The organism is Actinophytocola sp. (assembly GCF_049647105.1).
Classification (GTDB): Bacteria; Actinomycetota; Actinomycetes; order Mycobacteriales; family Pseudonocardiaceae; genus Actinophytocola.
In genome coordinates this window covers 49,348-66,091 of record NZ_JBARWZ010000014.1, presented here as the reverse complement: position 1 = coordinate 66,091, position 16,744 = coordinate 49,348, and the positions used below count along the sequence as shown (strand labels likewise).

Sequence of the window (16,744 nt, the reverse complement as noted above, 5' to 3'; positions counted from 1 at the left end):
GCGCCGGGGCGGGGACGGCACGTGCGGCCGCGGTGGCGGCGGTGGCGCGATGCTCGCGGCGAGGGCGCCTGCGAACGCGCCGCAGGAGGCGTAGCGGTACCGAGGGTCCTTGGCCATGGCGCGCCCGAGTACCTCGTCGAGCCGCGGCTCCAGGTAGGGGTTGACCGTCAGGACCGACGGCACCGGCTGCCCGAGATGTGCGGCGGCCACCGCCGCCGAGTCGGTGCCCCCGTATGGGTCGCGCCCGGTGAGCAGGCGGAACACGGTGCACGCCAACGAGTACTGGTCGGCCAGCCCGTCGGCTTGTGCGCCAAGCAGTCGCTCCGGGGGCGCGTAGGTCGCGTCGAGGGCGCCGATGCCGACATCTCTGAGCACCGCCTGGCCGTACGGGCCGATATCGATGTTCGACGGCCGCACGTCACCGTGCGCGAAACCCTGGCCGTGCCCGTGGTCCAGCGCACCGGCCACCGCCGTGGCGACCTGGCTGACCTGGGCCGCGGTCAGTCCGGTCGCCGCACCCGCCATCAGTGTCCCGAGATTCGATCCCGGTCGCAGCTGCACGAAACCTTCTCCTGTCCAACGTAGACGCTACGCAGAGCAAGCAGAAGGTAACGCATCCCCCCGCTCCGTAAGGCCACAACGGAAAAGACCACCACCGCGAGATCGCCGCCCGCCTGTTCCTGAGCCAGCGCACCATGGAACACCACCTGCGCAACATCTTCACCCGCCTCGGCGTGCGCTCCCGCGTCGAACTGGTGCGCATCCTCGACTGACGCCCCCGAGCAGGTTGGTGTCGGGGCTCCTACGCGGAGCCGGGACGGAGTGTGAGGGTGGCGCCATCCTCGGGCGGCGTCGGCACCGTCGGTAGTTCGCCGCGGCTGTGGCATGCGGTCTGGTCGTCGTAGTGGGGTGAGGCGGGATGGCCGGAGGCGCCGTGGCGTAGGACGTCGCGGATTCGGGGGGCCGCCGGGTCCAGGTCGGCCACCATGCGCCACGGGGCGCCCTCGACGACGTGGCCCTCGCGGACCGCCGCCATCAGGCCGACCGTCTGGGAACTGCCGCCCACCGGGGTGGGTGGGGTGCAGAACACGGCACGGAGCGCGGCGCCGCCCTGCCCCAGCGGGTGCGGGTCGGTGATGCGGTGCTCGGTGTCGTAGCGCCAGGACGACGGGTCGCCGAACTCGTCGGTCAGTGCCCCGCCGATGCGGTCCAGCAGCGACGCGACCGTGTCCGCCAGCGGGGCCAGTCCCAGTGCCTCGCGCGCCGCCGGTGTCCGCACCAGGTGGTCCACCTGCAGCACCAGGTCGGGGGCGGTCATCGCGAGGGGGCCGAGCCATTCGTCGGCCAGTGCCAGCATCAGGCGGGCGAACACCAGCGGTGCTGCCGCGTCGCCGCGGTCGTGGTGGTCCCAGGTCGCGAGGGTGTCGTGGCATGCCCGGCCTGCCTGAGTCGCCGGGGTCACGGGAGTCGCGGCCAGGAGCAGGGGGAGCAACAGCCGCGCGCGGCCGTTGCGGTCGTCGGTCTGCCAGCGGGCGCAGTCGTCCGCCGTCACCTTCCGCGTGGTGCGGATCAGCTCCTCGATCCGTTCCGCACGGTAGGGCGGCATCCAGTCACCACCAAGGTCGGGCGACGCGTTGTCGGGCAACAGCTTGTGGTTCGCCGACACCAGGTAGCCCGCCGGCGGGTTCACCGACTCGGGCAGCGCGTCGAACGGCACGAACTCCCGCCACGACGCCGCGACCGTGTCGAAGGCCGAGGGGGCCAGCCCGCTCCCCCGCACCCGGTCCGGCACCCGGCCCGCGGTCTTCACCGCGATGGTGCCGTCCCGGCCCGCCACCACGACGTTCAGCACCGGAACGCCGAAGGACCGCAACACCTCGCGGAACTCCACATAGGACTCCGCACGCCACATCCGTTGGCACGCCTGGATCTCCGCGGACGGTGTGCAACCGCTCCAGAACAGGCCGCTGCCCTCGCCGAACGCGACCCAGCCGTCGCCGCCCTCGGCGGTCACCGGCACCGGGTCGCCACCGCGGACCTCGACGGCACTCTCCTCCCGCCACGACGGCGGGGGCGGGTCCGTCGCCAGGTCCTGGGTGTCGGCCCACGAGTTCGTGATGCCCCACGCGAGGTCGCGGGACGCGCCCGCGATCAGGCCGGGGATGCCCGGCACCGTCACGCCGTAACCGGTGGCGTCGCCGAGTCGCAACCCAGCCTGGTACCACAGGCTCGGCTGGGTGAACGCGACGTGCGGATCGTTGGCCAGCAACGGAAAGCCCGACGCGGTCCGCTCCCCCGCGACGGCCCACGCGTTCGACCCGATCGTCCGCTCGCCGTCCAGCAGGTCCGCGAGCCACACCCGGGACGGCGCGGGCAGCTCCCCCATCGGGCCAGCGGGTCCGCCGTTGGCGCGCACCGTCACCGGGCCGTCCGCCGGGTACCTCGGCGTACGCAGCTGTGCCGCGAGCGCCGGAGTCATGTCCTGGCCCCGGAACACCTCGTGCCGCAGGTTCAGCCCCAGCTCGAACCCCAGCTGCTTCACGACCAGCACTGAGTCCAGCGGCGTCCACGGCTCCGGCCGGTACCGCAGCAGCACGAACTCCGGTGGCAGCCACCACCGCCTGCCCATGACCGCGTTCACCCCGGCGCTGAACGCCTCGAGGTTGGTGAGTGTGCGCTCGTCCAGCAGCGCCATGCTCTGCCGCGCCACCCTGGCCAGTGCGAGCCGCCGCCACCGGGTGTCCTCCGCGACGAGCGCGGGCCCGAGCACCGCAGACAAGCGGCCAGACGCCCGGCGCCGCAGCACATCCATCTGCCACAGCCGGTCGCTCGCCTGCGCGTGGCCGAGCCCGAAGTACAGGTCCGCCTCGTCGTCCGCACACACGGTCGGCACGCCGCGGTGGTCGCGGCCGATCGCCACGCCGGAGCGCAACCCCGCGACCCGCCGCGTACCGGTCAGGCGGTACCGGCCGAGCCGGGTGACCTGCCGGACCGCCCACTCAGCTACTGGCACCTGCGGACTCCTTCTCCGCCACCGGCCGCATCAGCCCCGGCACCCGGCGGCCGACGACCAGGTAGAACGCGGCACTCACCAGCGCGAGCGACCCGATCGCGAAGAACATCACCGTGCCGTTCCACGTCGCCAGCAGCAGACCGCCCATGTAGGGCCCGACGAAGCCGCCGAGCTGCCCGAACGTCTGCGCGCCGAAGTAGCTGCCGCGCCGGTCCTCCGGCGCGATCCGGTCGATGACCGCGAACTCGGACGGCACGATGAACGTCTCGCCGATGCTGAAGATCACCATGGCGACCACGAAGTGCCATGCGGTGGTCGCGGTGGCGAACCCGGCCATGCCGATGAACATCAGGATCCCGCCGATCACGATCGCGGTCACCGGGTCGCGGCGCATCACGAACTTCGACGCGAACAGCTGGAACACCACGACCGTGATCGCGTTGGCCGCCATCACCATGGCGAGGATCCGGGCGCCGTCGGCGAACTCCATGTCGAGGTCCTGCGCGAGCAGCGCCGAGATCCGCAGGTGCACCGACTCCAGCAGCAGCCCGGCGATGAGCAGGCACAGGAGCCTGCGGTCGGTGGCGACGGCGCGTGCGCTGTCGCGGAACCGGGACAGCACCGTCCCTTCCGTCGACGCCGCAGGCTTGTTCGTGACGACCGCGTGGCCCGTGCGGAGCGATCCGGCCAGCAGTACGAAGTACACCCCGTACGCCACCGCGGCGACGAGGAACGCGCTGCGCCCGCCGGACAGCCCGAGGTACACGCCGACCAGCGGGCCGACCGCGAAACCGACGTTCGCGACGAGGTACTGGTAGGAGAACCACCGCACCCGTTCGCCAGCGGGCAGCAGGTCGGAGAGCAGCGCCTTGCCGACCGGGCTGAACGACGCGGTGGACAGCGCGAGCGTGGCGTTGAAGACGAACATCAGCGCCACGTGCCCGCCGAGGTAGAACCCGACGAACGACAACGCGACGCCGAGCATCGAACACAGCAGGACCCTGGTGCGCCCGAAGATGTCGGACAGGGTGCCGCCGAGGAAGCCCGCGAAGATCGAGAAGAACACCGAAGAGCCGATCAGCAGGCCGATCGTGGTCGGCGCCATGTCCATCTCACGCGCCAGGAAGATCGCGAGGAACGGCACCGTGATCGCGATCGCGAGGCTCATGATGCCGGACCCGGCGACCAGCAGCTTGGCCAGGAACGGTGGACGGTCCAGTGTGGTCTCGCTGGTGGTCATCAGGAGGCCTTCCGTTGGCTTGGGCGTTCCACCCGGGCGTGGAACGCGGTCAACAGGTCCGCGAGCGTGGTGGCGTGCGGGGCGGCGATCATGCCGATGTGGCCTGCGTCGATCGATGTCGTGGTCAGGGTTCCCGGCAGAAGCGCCGCCCAACCCGCGATCTGCCGGGCGCCGAGCGACGCGGTGTTCGCCTGCACCAGCAGCGCCGGGCAGGACACCGGCGCCGGGGTGGGCCACGGCAGGTCGGCGAGTCGCCGGTAGCCGTGGAAGGCGGGCAGGAGCCCGTGGGTGAACAGGTCCGCGACGTCCCGGTCGAGCAGCGACTCGGCCTGCCGGACGACGTCCTCCTCCTGGACCGTGTCCTCGGTCGGGAGCGCACCCGGCCAGCGGGTGGTCGCGGCGGGGAACACGGTCGCGACGTGCATCAGGTACTCCCACATCCGGTGGTCCCTGGACGTGGCCAGTTCCTGGGTCAGCAGCACGGGGTCGACGGCGTCGAACAACGCGAGGCTCGCGACCTCCTGTCCGAGCGCGCGGAGCACCGGCGTGAGCGCGAACCCGAGTGTGCCGCCGAGCGAGTGCCCGACCAGGTGCACCGGCCTGCCCTTCGCCGCCTCGACGACGAGAACCGCGAGATCGGCGAGCAACGCGGGGAGCGTCAGCTCGGCGCCCCGGCCCGCGGCCAGGTCGCCGAGGTCGACGGAGTACCAGGCGCGGCCCGGCATGGCTGAGGACAGCTGCGCGAACGACAACCCGAACCCGAGGGCGCCGGGGAGTGACACCACGACGGGAGCGGGCTCGTCGTGGTGTCGCAGGGGAAGCAGGTGCGAGGTCGCCGTCGGCACCGTGACCGATGCCCGCACCGCGTTGGCGAGCGCGTGCACCGTCGGGTTCAGGAGGAAGTCGCGCAGCGACACGTCGGCGCCGAACTCCTCCCGCACCGCGGCGATGACCCGGGTGGCGAGCAGGGAATGCCCACCAAGGGCGAAGAAGTCGGTGCCCGTGGCGACCGATGGCACGCCGAGCAGCCCGGCCACGATGTCGTGCACCCTGGCGGTGACCGGGTCCATGGCGGTGGTTTCCCGGGCGGGCGCGGACTCGGCGGCCGGGTCGGGCAGCGCCGTGCGGTCGAGCTTCCCGTTGCCGGTCATGGGCATCGCGTCGAGGAACTCGATCCGCGCGGGCAGCATGTACGCGGGCAGTACCTCGGCGAGCAGGTCCCGGACGGCCTCGGCGGCGGGCGCACCGGGCTCGGGCACCACATAGGCCACCAGGCTCGGGCCGCGACCCGGCAGATCGCGCACGACGACGGCCGCCCGTACGAGGCCGGGCACGGCGGCGACCGCGCTCTCCACCTCACCAAGCTCGATGCGGTAGCCGCGGAGCTTGGCCTGGTCGTCGCGGCGGCCGTGGTAGACCAGCTCACCGTTCTGCGTGCGGGCCGCGAGGTCGCCGGAGCGGTAGCCGCGGGTGCCGCCGAGCGTCACGAACCGCTCGGCGGTCAGCTCCGGCCGGTTCAGGTAGCCGAGCGCGACCCCCGGCCCGGTCACCACGATCTCGCCGACCTCGCCGTCCGGCACCGGGTTCATGTCCTCGTCGACGAGCCGGAAGTCCAGCTCCGACATGGGCACCCCGATGGAACTGTCCGAACGCGACAGATCGGCGCGGCTCACCGGCCGGTACGTCGACACCACCGTCGTCTCGGTGATCCCGTACATGTTCACCAGCCGGGGCGCGGTGTCGCCGTACTTGGCGAACCACGGCGCGAGGTCGCCGAACCGCAGGGCCTCGCCGCCGAAGATCACGTGCCGCAGCGGCAGCCGGTCGGCGTGCCGGGTGTCCTCGGCCATCAGCTGGCCGAACGCGGTCGGTGTCTGGTTGAGGACGGTGACGCCCTCGTCGCGCAGGAGGGTCCGGAACGCGGCGGGGTCCTTCGCCGTCTCCGACGGCACCACGACGACGCACCCGCCGTACAGCAGCGCACCCCACATCTCCCACACCGAGAAGTCGAACGCGAACGAGTGGAACAGTGACCACACGTCGTCACGGGAGAACCCGTACACCGCCTCGCTGTCGCGGAAGAGCCACAGCACGTTCCCGTGCGACACCTGCACGCCCTTCGGCCTGCCCGTGGTGCCGGAGGTGAAGATCACGTACGCCCTGGCGTCCCGGTCGGCCGGGCAGTCGCGTAGCGGGACCGCGGCCGGGTGCGGCTCGTCGACCAGCAGCGTCGCGGCGCTCACGCGGTCGGCGAGCGACCGCGACGTGATCACCAGCGCCGGCGCGGCGTCGGTCAGGATCAGCTCGACGCGGGCGACCGGTGTGGCCGGGTCGAGCGGCACGTACGCGGCCCCGACACGGACGACCGCGAGCGCGGCCACCACCATGTCGATCGACCGGTCCAGCAGGATCCCGACCAGCGCGTCCGGCCCGGTGCCGCGGTCGCGGAGCGTCCCGGCCAGCTCGGCGACGCGGGTGTCCAGGTCCCGGTAGGACAGTGCGACCCCGTCGCACCGCACCGCGATGCGGTCGCCGTGCCGTTCGACCGAGCGGGCGAACGCGTCGGCGAGGTTCGCGGGCCCCGGCGCGCTGGGCAGCGGGACGCCGCGTTGTCTCGCGAGCCGCTGCCGCAACCCCTCGGCGCGATCGATCCCCATCGTGTCCTCCAGTTTCAGGTCACAGCGCCAGCAGGAGCGCGGTCAGCAGGCCACGGCGGTCGGCCAGGTCGAGGAACTCCGCGGCGTGCTCGGACGCGAGGACGGTGTCCGCCGTCGTCGCGTCGAACGCCAGCTCGGTGCCGGTGAGGTCGCGCCAGAGCGCGGCGAGCGCGGTCCGGGTCTCGTCACCGCACAGGACGGCCTCGGTGAGCGGCCGGTCCGGTGCCGCGACGAAGAAGTCCAGCAGCCGCACCACGCCGTCGAGGAGCTGCGCCGCGGCCCCGGGTGAGAACAGCGTCGCGTCGTACTGGATGGTGAGCTCGAGCCCGTCCCACTCGACGAACCGGAACAGCAGGTCGAACCGGCTGGTCTCCTGCGGCACCTGGACGAGCGTGCTCGTCAGCCCCGGCAGACCGGCCATGTCGAACGGGAAGTTGTCGAACGTGGTGAGCACCTGCATGAGCGGCGCCATCCCCGGCGTGCGGCCGACCCCGCTGGACTCCACGATCCGGCCGAACGGCAGCAGCTGGTTCTCCAGCGCGCTCACCGCGCTGTCCGCGACCGCGCCGAGCACCGCCGCCGGGGTGGCGGTCACGTCCACGGAGTACCGCAGTGGCAACGTGTTCGCGAAGAACCCGATCAGGTTCTCGGTCTCCGGCACGGTCCGGCCAGCGACGACCGCGCCGACCACCACGTCGGACTGCTGCGCCGCCTTCGCCATCAGCACCGCGGTGACCGCGTGCCCGAGGATGAACGGGGTGACCTGCCGCGCCGCGGCGAACGCGGCGATCCGCCCGGCCGTGGCACGGTCCCACGTGTGCGTCGCGTACCCCGCGGTCCGCGCCCGGTCGGGCGTCCTCGGGTACGTGGTGGCGACGTCCAGCACGCCGCCGTATCCGTCCAGATAGGACTTCCAGAAGTTCTCCTCCGGCTGCGCGTGCGTGGCGAGGAAGTCCTCCTGCCAGCGCGCGTAGTCGGCGTACTGCACCCGCGGCTCGGGCAGATCGGGTTCACGGCCCTCGATGCTGGCGAGGTAGGCCTCGCGGATCTCACGCATGGCGACGTCGGAGGACCAGCCGTCGGTGACGATGTGGTGCAGCCGCCACTCGAACACGTGGTCCTCGGGACCGAACCGGTGCAGCCGGGCGATCGCGAGCGGGCCGATGGCGAGGTCGAAGCGGTGGTCCTGGGCACGGACGTGCGCGACCACCGCGTCCCGGTCGGCGGGGACGCCGGTCGCGTCGAGCACCTCCAGTTCGACCGGCGCGCCCGGCGCGGGCGTCTGGTACGGCACACCGCCCTGGTCGCCGAACCGTGCGGTCAGCACCTCGTGGCGGCGGACCATGGTGGCCACCGCGGCCCGCAGCGCGGCCACGTCGAGCGGGCCCCTGATGTGCAGCAGGCTGAGGTTGTCGTAGGCGCGGTCGTCCGGGTCCACCTGGTGCAGGAACCAGAGGCTGGCCTGGTTGAGGGTGAGCGGGAACCGTGTCATGCCCGATGGCCGGTCCGGGATGCCGTGCGCGGTGACCTCCTCGGCGCGCCAGTCGCCGACCGCGTCGTCGATCGCCGAGGCCACCCCGCGGGCGGTGGGGTGCTCGAACAGCAGCCGCAGTGGCAGCCGCACACCGAACCGGTCCCGCAACCGCGCCATCACATGCGTGGCGTGCAGCGAGTGGCCGCCCAGCTCGAAGAAGTCCGCGGTCGGGTTCTGCGCGCCGGTCTTCAGCACCGCTCCGATCACCTCAAGCACGGCGGCCTCGGTGGCGGTCGCGGGTGGCTCGACGGCGGTCTGTTCGAGGGCGGGCAGCACCTCGGTGCGCTGCAACGCTTTCGTGTCGACCTTGCCGTGCGGGGTCCTCGGCAGCTCGTCGAGGCCGACGAGGAAGTCGGGCACCGCGTACCGAGGCAGCACCCCGGCGAGCGCCGCCCGAATGTCCGCTGTGGACAGTTCGGCGCGGGCCACGAAGAACCCCGCGAGACGGTTGGCGCCGTCGTCGGTGCGTACCACCACCGCGCTCTCGCCGACCCCCGGCACCGCGGCGAGCGCGGCCTCGACCTCGCCAAGTTCGACGCGCTGGCCGCGGATCTTGAGCTGGCGGTCGACGCGGCCGAGGAACTCCAGCGAGCCGTCCGCGAGCACCCGGCCGCGGTCGCCGGTCCTGTACAGCGTGGCGTCCGGCTCGAACGGATCGGGCACGAACGCCGCCGCGGTCCGGTCGGGGTCGTTGACGTAGCCGGCGCAGACCGCGACCCCGCCGACGTACAGCTCCCCCGGCGTGCCGTCCGGCACCGGCTGCCCGGTCCCGTCCAGCACGTACACGGCGGTGTTCTCGATCGGCGTGCCAACGGCCACCGACGGCAGCCGCTCGTCCACATCGGAGCTGACCTCGTGGTGCGTGGTGTCGTCGGAGGTCTCGGTGATGCCCCACATGTTCAGCAGCCGCACGTCCGGCAGGAGGCGGCGGAACTCGTTGGCCGCACCCGGTTTCAGCGTCTCGCCGCTGGACGCGACCCAGCGCAGCGCGAACGGCGGGTACGCGGCAACCCCGTAGTGCGCCAGCTCGGCGGAGAACACGCTGAGCACCGAGGGTGCCACCTCGAGCACGGTGATGCCGTCCTCGGCGACCGCGCGCAGCAGGCGGGGCGGGTCCTGGCTGATCTCGTCCGGGTAGATCACGGTGGTGGCGCCGACGGCCAGCGGCGAGAACCACTGCCACAGCGAGATGTCGAAGGTGGCGGCGGCGTCCTGCGACACCCGGTCCTCCGCCGCGATGCCCAGCACGCCGACCTTCGCGAGGACGTGGTTCAGCATGCCGTCGTGCCGGATCAGCGCGCCCTTCGGCTCGCCGGTGGAGCCGGACGTGAAGATGATGTAGGCGCCGTCGCGCCCGCCGGGGAGCGGCCCGGTGAAGGGCGTGCACTCGCCGATGCCGGCGAGCCGGGCGGTGTCGATGCCATCCGCCGCCTCGCGCACGAGGTCCGCCGAGGCGTCGTCGTGCAGCACCAGCACCGCCTTGCCGCGCCGCAGCATGCTCGCCACCCGCGACGCGGGCCCAGCGGGCAGCGGCAGGTACACCGCGCCGACCCGCATCACCGCCATCAACGCGACGAGGTAGCCGATGTCGCGGCCCGCGCGCAATGCGACCACGTCCCCTGGCCGCACACCACGCGCCGCCAGCCACCCTGCGCCGGTCGCGACCCGCGCGGCCAGGTCGGCGTAGGTGACGGCGTCGTCGCCGCACACCGCGGCCACCCGGTCGGGGTGCGCGGCGACGGACTTCGCGAACGTGGCGAGGAAACCGTCGTCGGCGGGCGGGAGCACGGGCCCTCGGCTCGCGGCCAGCAGCTGCCGGTAGGTGTCCTCACCGAGCAGGTCCCGGTTCGTCGGCACCTGCTCCGGCGCGGTCACGACGTGTTCGAGGGCGTTGCGGTACGCCTCGCCGATCCGGTGCAGCTGCGCCTCGCCGACCCGCTCCATGTTGGCCTCGAGGTCGATCGACAGCAGCCGGGTGAACGGGTCCTTGTTCAGCTCCACCCGCAGCGCGAAGCTCGTCTGCATGTACGCCCTGGCGTCGAGCACCTCGATGCCGGTGGCGGCGGCGAGCCGTTCGTAGCCGTGGAAGTGCGTGAAGTTGAAGCTGACGTCGAACAGGTCGCCACCAGCGCCTGCGAGCCGGCGGATCTCCGCGTACGGGAACCCGCGCGTCGCGAGCAGCTCGGTGTCCTTGGCCAGCACGGTGTGCGCCAGCTCGGTCCAGGTGCGCCCGGTCGGGGACAGCCGGAACGGCACGACGTTGATGTGGACGCCGAGCGCGTCGGTGCCGCCCTCCTCGGCGACGCGGCCGTTGGACACGATGCCGACGACGACCTCGGCCTGCCCGGACAACAGTGCCTGCACGCGGGCGTGCACGGCGACGAGCACGTGCTTGAGTGACACCCGCAGCTCACCGGCCAGGTCGTCAAGCCGCAGCGACACGTCGGCGGGCAGGTCGACGGACAGGAAGCCCATGCGCCCGTCATGGATGTCGCGTGCGCCGGAGGCCAGCGACGGCAACGGGGTCGGCACCACGTCGGCCATCTCCCGCGCCCAGAACTCGCGTGCGGAAGGCCTGCACATGACCTCGCGTTCTGCGGCGATGAAGTCGGCGTAGCGGCGTACGGGTGGCTCGATCTCACCCAGCGCGCGGTCGTGGAGCAGCGCCCAGTACTCGGTGAGGATGCCGGTCATCATCACCGACTCGCTCCACCCGTCGAGCGTGGCGTCGTGGAAGCTCATGGCGAACCGGAACGTGTCGTCGGTGAGGACGTGCACGGCGAACCGCACGAGCGGCGGGGTGGCCCAGTCGTAGGGCGTCTGCTTCTCCGTCTCGCACCAGGCGTCCAGCTCGGCCTGGCGCGCCTGCTCGTCGAGGTGGCGCAGGTCCGCGTGCGTGAGCGGCAGGTCCGCGGTGTCGTGCACGAGCTGCAGCGGCTCGGAGTAGCGGGTGAAGTCGAACGACGTCCGCAGCATCTCGTGCTTCGCGACGGCGCGGTCCACGGCGGCACGCATCGCCGCGTGGTCGTAGCGGGCGCCGAAGGTGAACATGAAGACGTCGCAGTACATGTTCACGTCGGTCTGGTACGCGCTGTGGAACAGGAAACCCGCCTGCAGTGTGCTGACCGGGTAGGCGTCGACCACCCCGTGCGGCACGAGCGCCCTGTCGTCCGCGCCGAGCTGCGCGAACGGCGCGACCGGGGCGGCGGCCTCCTCGGGTGGTGCGCCCGCCGCGGCGGCGATCGCCCTGGGGGTCTGCAGGGCGTAGATGTCCGCCAGCTCGATCGCGATGCCGCCCGCGAGTGCCGCGGTTCGCAGGCGCAGCGCGACGATCGAGTCGCCGCCGATGGCGAAGAACGAGTCGTCGGGGCGGACGCCGGTGGTGCCGAGGACCTCCTCGAAGAGCGCGCACATCCGCCGCTCGGCCGGGCTCGCCGTCACATCGTCCGATGTGGACACCCGCAGCGCGTTCGCCGCGGTCGGCGCCGGCAGGCGGCCGGTGTCGACCTTCCCGTTGTGGTTGAGCGGGATCTGCTCGACCGCGACCACGAACGCGGGCACCATGTAGGCGGGCAGGCCGGCGTGCAGGTGCGCGAACACGTCATCGGCGACCACCTCGCCGACCACGTACGCGATGATCCTGGGGCCGGTGGTCGCCGTGGGCCGCTCGCCGGTGCCGCGGACCAGCTCACGGGTGTCGGCGAGCCGGAACACCGACGCGGGACGCTTCGCCACCACGTGCGCCGCGGACGGCCGGTCCACCACCACGGCAGCCTGCCGCACCCCTGGCGCATCGGTGAGCGCGGCCTGGATCTCGCCAAGCTCGATGCGAAACCCGCGGATCTTGACCTGGTCGTCGCCGCGACCCTGGTAGACGTACTCCCCCTGCCCGGTGCGCACCGCGAGGTCACCGGACCGGTAGCCCCGGACGCCACCGACCGGCACGAACCGCTCTGCGGTCAGGTCGGGCCGGTTCAGGTAGCCGAGCGCAACACCGGGACCGGTGACCACGATCTCGCCGGGCTCCCCGTCCGGCACCGGGTTCAGGTCGCCGTCGACGAGCACGAAGTCCAGATCGGACAGTGGCATGCCGATCGGGCTGTCGGTGCGGTCGAGGTCGGCACGCACGACCGGGCGGTACGAGGCGTGCACGGTGGTCTCGGTGATGCCGTACATGTTCACCAGGCGGGGCGCGGTGTCGCCGTACTTGGCGACCCAGCGGCGCAGGCCGGCGAGCCGCAGCGCCTCGCCGCCGAAGACCACGTGCCGCAGCGGCAGCCGGTCGGGGTGCCGCGCGTCCTCGGCGATCAGCTGGGTGAACGCGGTCGGCGTCTGGTTGAGGACCGTGACGCGCTCGTCCCGCAGCAGGGCGCGGAACGCGGCCGGGTCGGTGGCGACGTCGCGGGGCACGACGACCACGCAGCCGCCGTAGAGCAGCGCGCCCCACATCTCCCACACCGAGAAGTCGAACGCGAACGAGTGAAAGAGGGTCCACACGTCGTCGGGGCCGAAGCCGTACCGGTCCTCGGTGGCGGTGAAGAGGCGCACGAGGTTGCCGTGCGAGACCTGCACGCCCTTGGGCCTGCCGGTGGTGCCGGACGTGAAGATCACGTACGCGGGCGTGTCCCACCCGGCCCGGCACGCCTCGGCGGGCAGCGGCGCGGCGGCCACCGACTCGTCGACCAGCACGACGGGCGCGGCGGTGCCGACCCGGTCGGCCAGCGCGGTCGAGGTGAGCACCAGCGCGGGCGCGGCGTCGGCGAGGATCAGCGCGGTGCGGGCCACCGGAGTCGACGGATCCACCGGCACGTACGCGGCCCCGGCGCGGACGACGGCGAGCGCGGCGACCACCATGTCGATCGAGCGGTCCAGCAGGATGCCGACCGTCGCACCGTCCGACGCGGACCGGGCGGCGACCGTCCCGGCGAGTGCGGCGACCCGCTCCTCCAGCTCCCGGTAGGTCAGGCTCTCGGTGCCGCACCGGATCGCGGTGCGGTCGCCGTACAGCTCGACCGACCTGGCGAAACCGGAGGACAGGTTGGTCGCCCAGCCGAGGGTGGGCGCGGCGACATCCTCGACGACCTCGGCCACCCGGCCGAGCGCCTCGTCCAGCGCGAGCCGGAACTCGTCGACCACGCGCAGCGCGACGGCCTCGCCGACGAGCTCCCGCTGGTACACGAGCCGGTACACGGTGCGGTCACCGTCGCGGGCGCCGTAGAGGCTGAGCGCGAACGCGACGTCGCTCGGCGGCACGTCGACGACGCTGACGCCGACACTCCCGACCGTGGCGTGCGCGCCACTCGACGGGATCGCGAAGCCGTCGCCGAGCCGTCCGTCCGAGGACTGCTGGTAGGTGAGGGTCGCCTGGAACAGCGGGTTCTGCCCGTGCCGGTCGGGGGCGAGCGCGCGGACCAGCGCGGCGAACGGCAGGTCAGCGGTGCGCAACGCGTCGCGCAGCTCGGCGCGGGCGCGGTTCTCGACGTCCGCGAACCGGTCGCCGTCGGCGAAGTCGGCCCGCAGCGGCACGGGGTTCACGAGGTAGCCGACGGTGTTCGCGAAACGGGTGTCGGTGCGGCCGTGGTGGGTGGTGCCGATGGTGACGGCGGGGTTGCCGGTCACCCGGTGCAGTGCACGCAGGTACGCGGCGGCGACGGTGACGAAGGCGGTGGCGCCGAGGGCGGCGCTCCGCGCGTACAGCTCGGTGGTGCGATCGGCGTCGACCGCGAAGTCCACGACGGCGGCGGGGTTGCGGCGCCGCTGCTGGGCCGGTGGCGCGGGGAACAGCACCTCGTTGCGGGCGGGTCGCCACCGGTCGGCGAGGTCGGCGAGACGCGTCCGCGCCTCCGGTGTCGCGAGCAGGCGGGCCTGCTCTGCGGTCCAGGAACGCGGGTCGGCGGCGGTGCCGTCGGTGAGCGCGAAGCCCTTGTCCCCCACCAGGTTGGCGACGACGTCGGTGAGCACGACGCGCAGCGACACGTAGTCGGCGACGGCGTGGTGGCAGGCGACGAGCAGCGTGGTGCTCGCCGGGGTGAGCACCACGGCCGCGCGGACGAGCGGGCCGTCCGCGAGGTCGAACGGCTGCCCGGCGACATGGGTGAGGAAGGCGGCCCCGTCGGTCTCGTCGGTGAGGTCCGTGACCGTCCAGTCGAACCGGGCGTCGTCGTGGACGTGCTGGTGGCCGTCGCGGATCGTGGTGCGCAGTGCCGGATGTGCGGCGACGGCGGCCGCGACCGCGGCCCGGACCTCGTCGGCCTCGAAGGAGTGATCCAGGCGCAGCGCGGTCGAGAGCGTGTTCGAGCGGTCGTCCGGGTGGAGCTGGTCGTGGAACAGCATCTGCAGCTGGCTGTCCGTGGCGGCGCACTCGTCCGGCACCTCGGCGGGCTCCCGCGCAGGCAGGCCGGTGGCGGCGAGAACGTCGTTCAGGGAGCCGTCGCCGAAGAACAGCTCGGCGGGGAGCCGGGTGCCGGTGTACGCCTCCGCCGCGCCCTTGAGCGCGACGAGCTTCATGGAGTCCAGGCCGAGCGCCGCCAGCGGCCGGGCGGCGTCGGCGGCGCCCACCGCGAAGCCGATCCTCTCGACGAGCACGGCACGCAGGCCGGTGGGCGCCGTGCTCGCGGCGGCGTGCCCGAGCGTCTTCAGCTGCCCTCGCTCGAACAGCTCGCGAGTCGCGGCGCGGCGGATCTTGCCGCTGGAGGTGCGCAGGATCGCGTTCGGCCGGGTGAACACGACCTCGCCGACGTCGAGTCCACAGTCGACGGACACCGACCGGCGCACGACCGACGCCAGCGCCGCCAGTTCCCCGGCGTGAAGGCGTACCGCAGCGCCGACCAGCTCGGCGACCAGCACGACGCCGTCGGCGGTCTGGAACGCGGCCGCACCACGCAGGCGCGCGTCGGTGCCGGTGGCGGCGGCCTCGAGGTCGTGCGGGTGGTGGTTGCGGCCACCGATGATGATCAGGTCCTTGACGCGGCCGGTGACGTGCAGCGCACCGTCGACGAGCGCGCCGAGATCGCCGGTGCGCAGGAACTCCCCGGTGTGCCCGGGAACCGTGGCGTGGAACGCGGACGTGTCCGGGTTGCCCCAGTAGCCCCCGGCGACGCCGGGGCTCCGCACGAGGATCTCGCCGGGCTGGCCGGTCACCGGCTCACCGTCGCCGTCGACGACGACCACCGTGGTGCCCGGTGCCGGTGCCCCGGACGACACGACGTCCCGCCCGTCGACCGCCGAGGTCGTGTAACCCGCACCCACCCCCGCGACGAACAGCGTCGCCTCCGCCAGCCCGTAGCAGGGGAACCACGCCGACGGCGAGAACCCCTGTGCCGCATAGCGTTCGGTCACCGTGGCCATCGTCGCGGCCCGCACCGGCTCTGCGCCGTTGAACGCGATCCGCCAGCGGCCCAGATCCACACCGGACAGTCGCTCGGGGTCGTACCGCTCGGCGAGCAGCCGGTAGGCGAAGTCCGGGCCGCCAGAGCACGTGGCGCCGAACTCGGCGATCGCGAGCGGCCAGCACAGCGGGTCGCGCACGAACTCGAACGTCGGCATCAGCACGGCGGGTGTCCCCGTGTACAGCGGGAGCAGGGTCGTGCCGATCAGGCCCATGTCGTGGTACATCGGCAGCCAGCTGAGCACCACGTCGTCCTGGCCGATGCCGAACCCGGCCTCGATCGCGGACAGGTTCGCCGCCAGGTTGGCGTGGCTCACCATGACGCCCTTGGGCGTGCCCGTCGACCCGGACGTGTACTGCAGGAACGCCGGCTCCCCGAGCGCGGCCGGGGTCGCGGGTGCGGCAGGCAGCCCGCCCGTGGCCCGCACGGGCACGGGGAGGTCCGCGAGCAGCGGCACGAGCGGGTCGGTGGTCAGTGCGAGCGCGGCTCCACAGTCCTCGACCACGGCGGTGATCCGGTCCAGCTTCGCGCCGGGCCTCGGCGGGTACAGCGGCACCGCGACCGCGCCTGCGGACAGGCAGCCGAGGAACGCCGCGAGGTAGTCGGCACCCGGCGGGTAGAGCAGCAGCACCCGGTCCCCCGGGCGCACCTCGGTGCGCAGGAACGCGGCGACGCGCGCCATCTCGTCGGCCAGCCCGGCGTAGGTCAGCACCCGGTCGACCGCACCACCGGCGCCGAGGAACGTGAACGCGGTGTCGTCACCACGTTCCCCGGCCCAGCGCTCGAGCGCTGCCGGGACGCTGGTGAAACCGTCCGCTGGACGTGCCATACCGCCGCTCCTCCAACACCAGTCCCGGACCGCGTTTCCGATGCTAGGAACGGCCGGTCACCGTGGGGTAATCGCCGGTTTCG

6 protein-coding genes are annotated in these 16,744 nt (G+C 72.8%); 1 reads left to right on the top strand and 5 read right to left on the bottom strand.

Features of this window, described 5'->3' with window-relative positions:
• The coding region (locus WBA97_RS01505) for a protein kinase domain-containing protein (RefSeq protein ID WP_424228801.1) at positions 1–561 on the bottom strand (561 nt) is incomplete at its 3' end.
• Positions 562–662: 101 nt separating this feature from the next.
• On the opposite strand from WBA97_RS01505, the gene WBA97_RS01500 reads away from it, so the two are divergent.
• On the top strand, positions 663–773 hold the full coding sequence (locus WBA97_RS01500) for a LuxR C-terminal-related transcriptional regulator (RefSeq protein ID WP_424228804.1): 111 nt from the start codon (positions 663–665) through the stop codon (positions 771–773).
• 29 nt (positions 774–802) lie between these two features.
• Here WBA97_RS01500 and WBA97_RS01495 read toward each other — a convergent pair whose 3' ends face one another.
• Genes WBA97_RS01495 through WBA97_RS01480 form a run of 4 tightly spaced genes read right to left on the bottom strand, consistent with a single transcriptional unit; the run spans position 803 to position 16,661 of the window.
• Positions 803–3,013, bottom strand: a complete 2,211-nt coding sequence (locus tag WBA97_RS01495) for a penicillin acylase family protein (protein WP_424228800.1) — start codon at positions 3,011–3,013, stop codon at positions 803–805.
• The gene (locus tag WBA97_RS01490) at positions 3,000–4,253 is read right to left on the bottom strand and encodes an MFS transporter (protein WP_424228799.1); all 1,254 of its coding nucleotides are present in this window, start codon (positions 4,251–4,253) and stop codon (positions 3,000–3,002) included. The genes WBA97_RS01495 and WBA97_RS01490 overlap by 14 nt, the downstream gene beginning before the upstream one ends.
• Positions 4,253–6,910, bottom strand: coding sequence for an amino acid adenylation domain-containing protein (locus WBA97_RS01485; protein ID WP_424228798.1), 2,658 nt, complete (start codon positions 6,908–6,910; stop codon positions 4,253–4,255). Before WBA97_RS01485 ends, WBA97_RS01490 begins: the two co-directional genes overlap by 1 nt.
• A gap of 19 nt (positions 6,911–6,929) precedes the next feature.
• A complete protein-coding gene (locus tag WBA97_RS01480) occupies positions 6,930–16,661 on the bottom strand; it encodes an amino acid adenylation domain-containing protein (protein ID WP_424228797.1) in 9,732 nt (3,243 codons plus the stop codon).
• Positions 16,662–16,744: the final 83 nt, after the last annotated feature.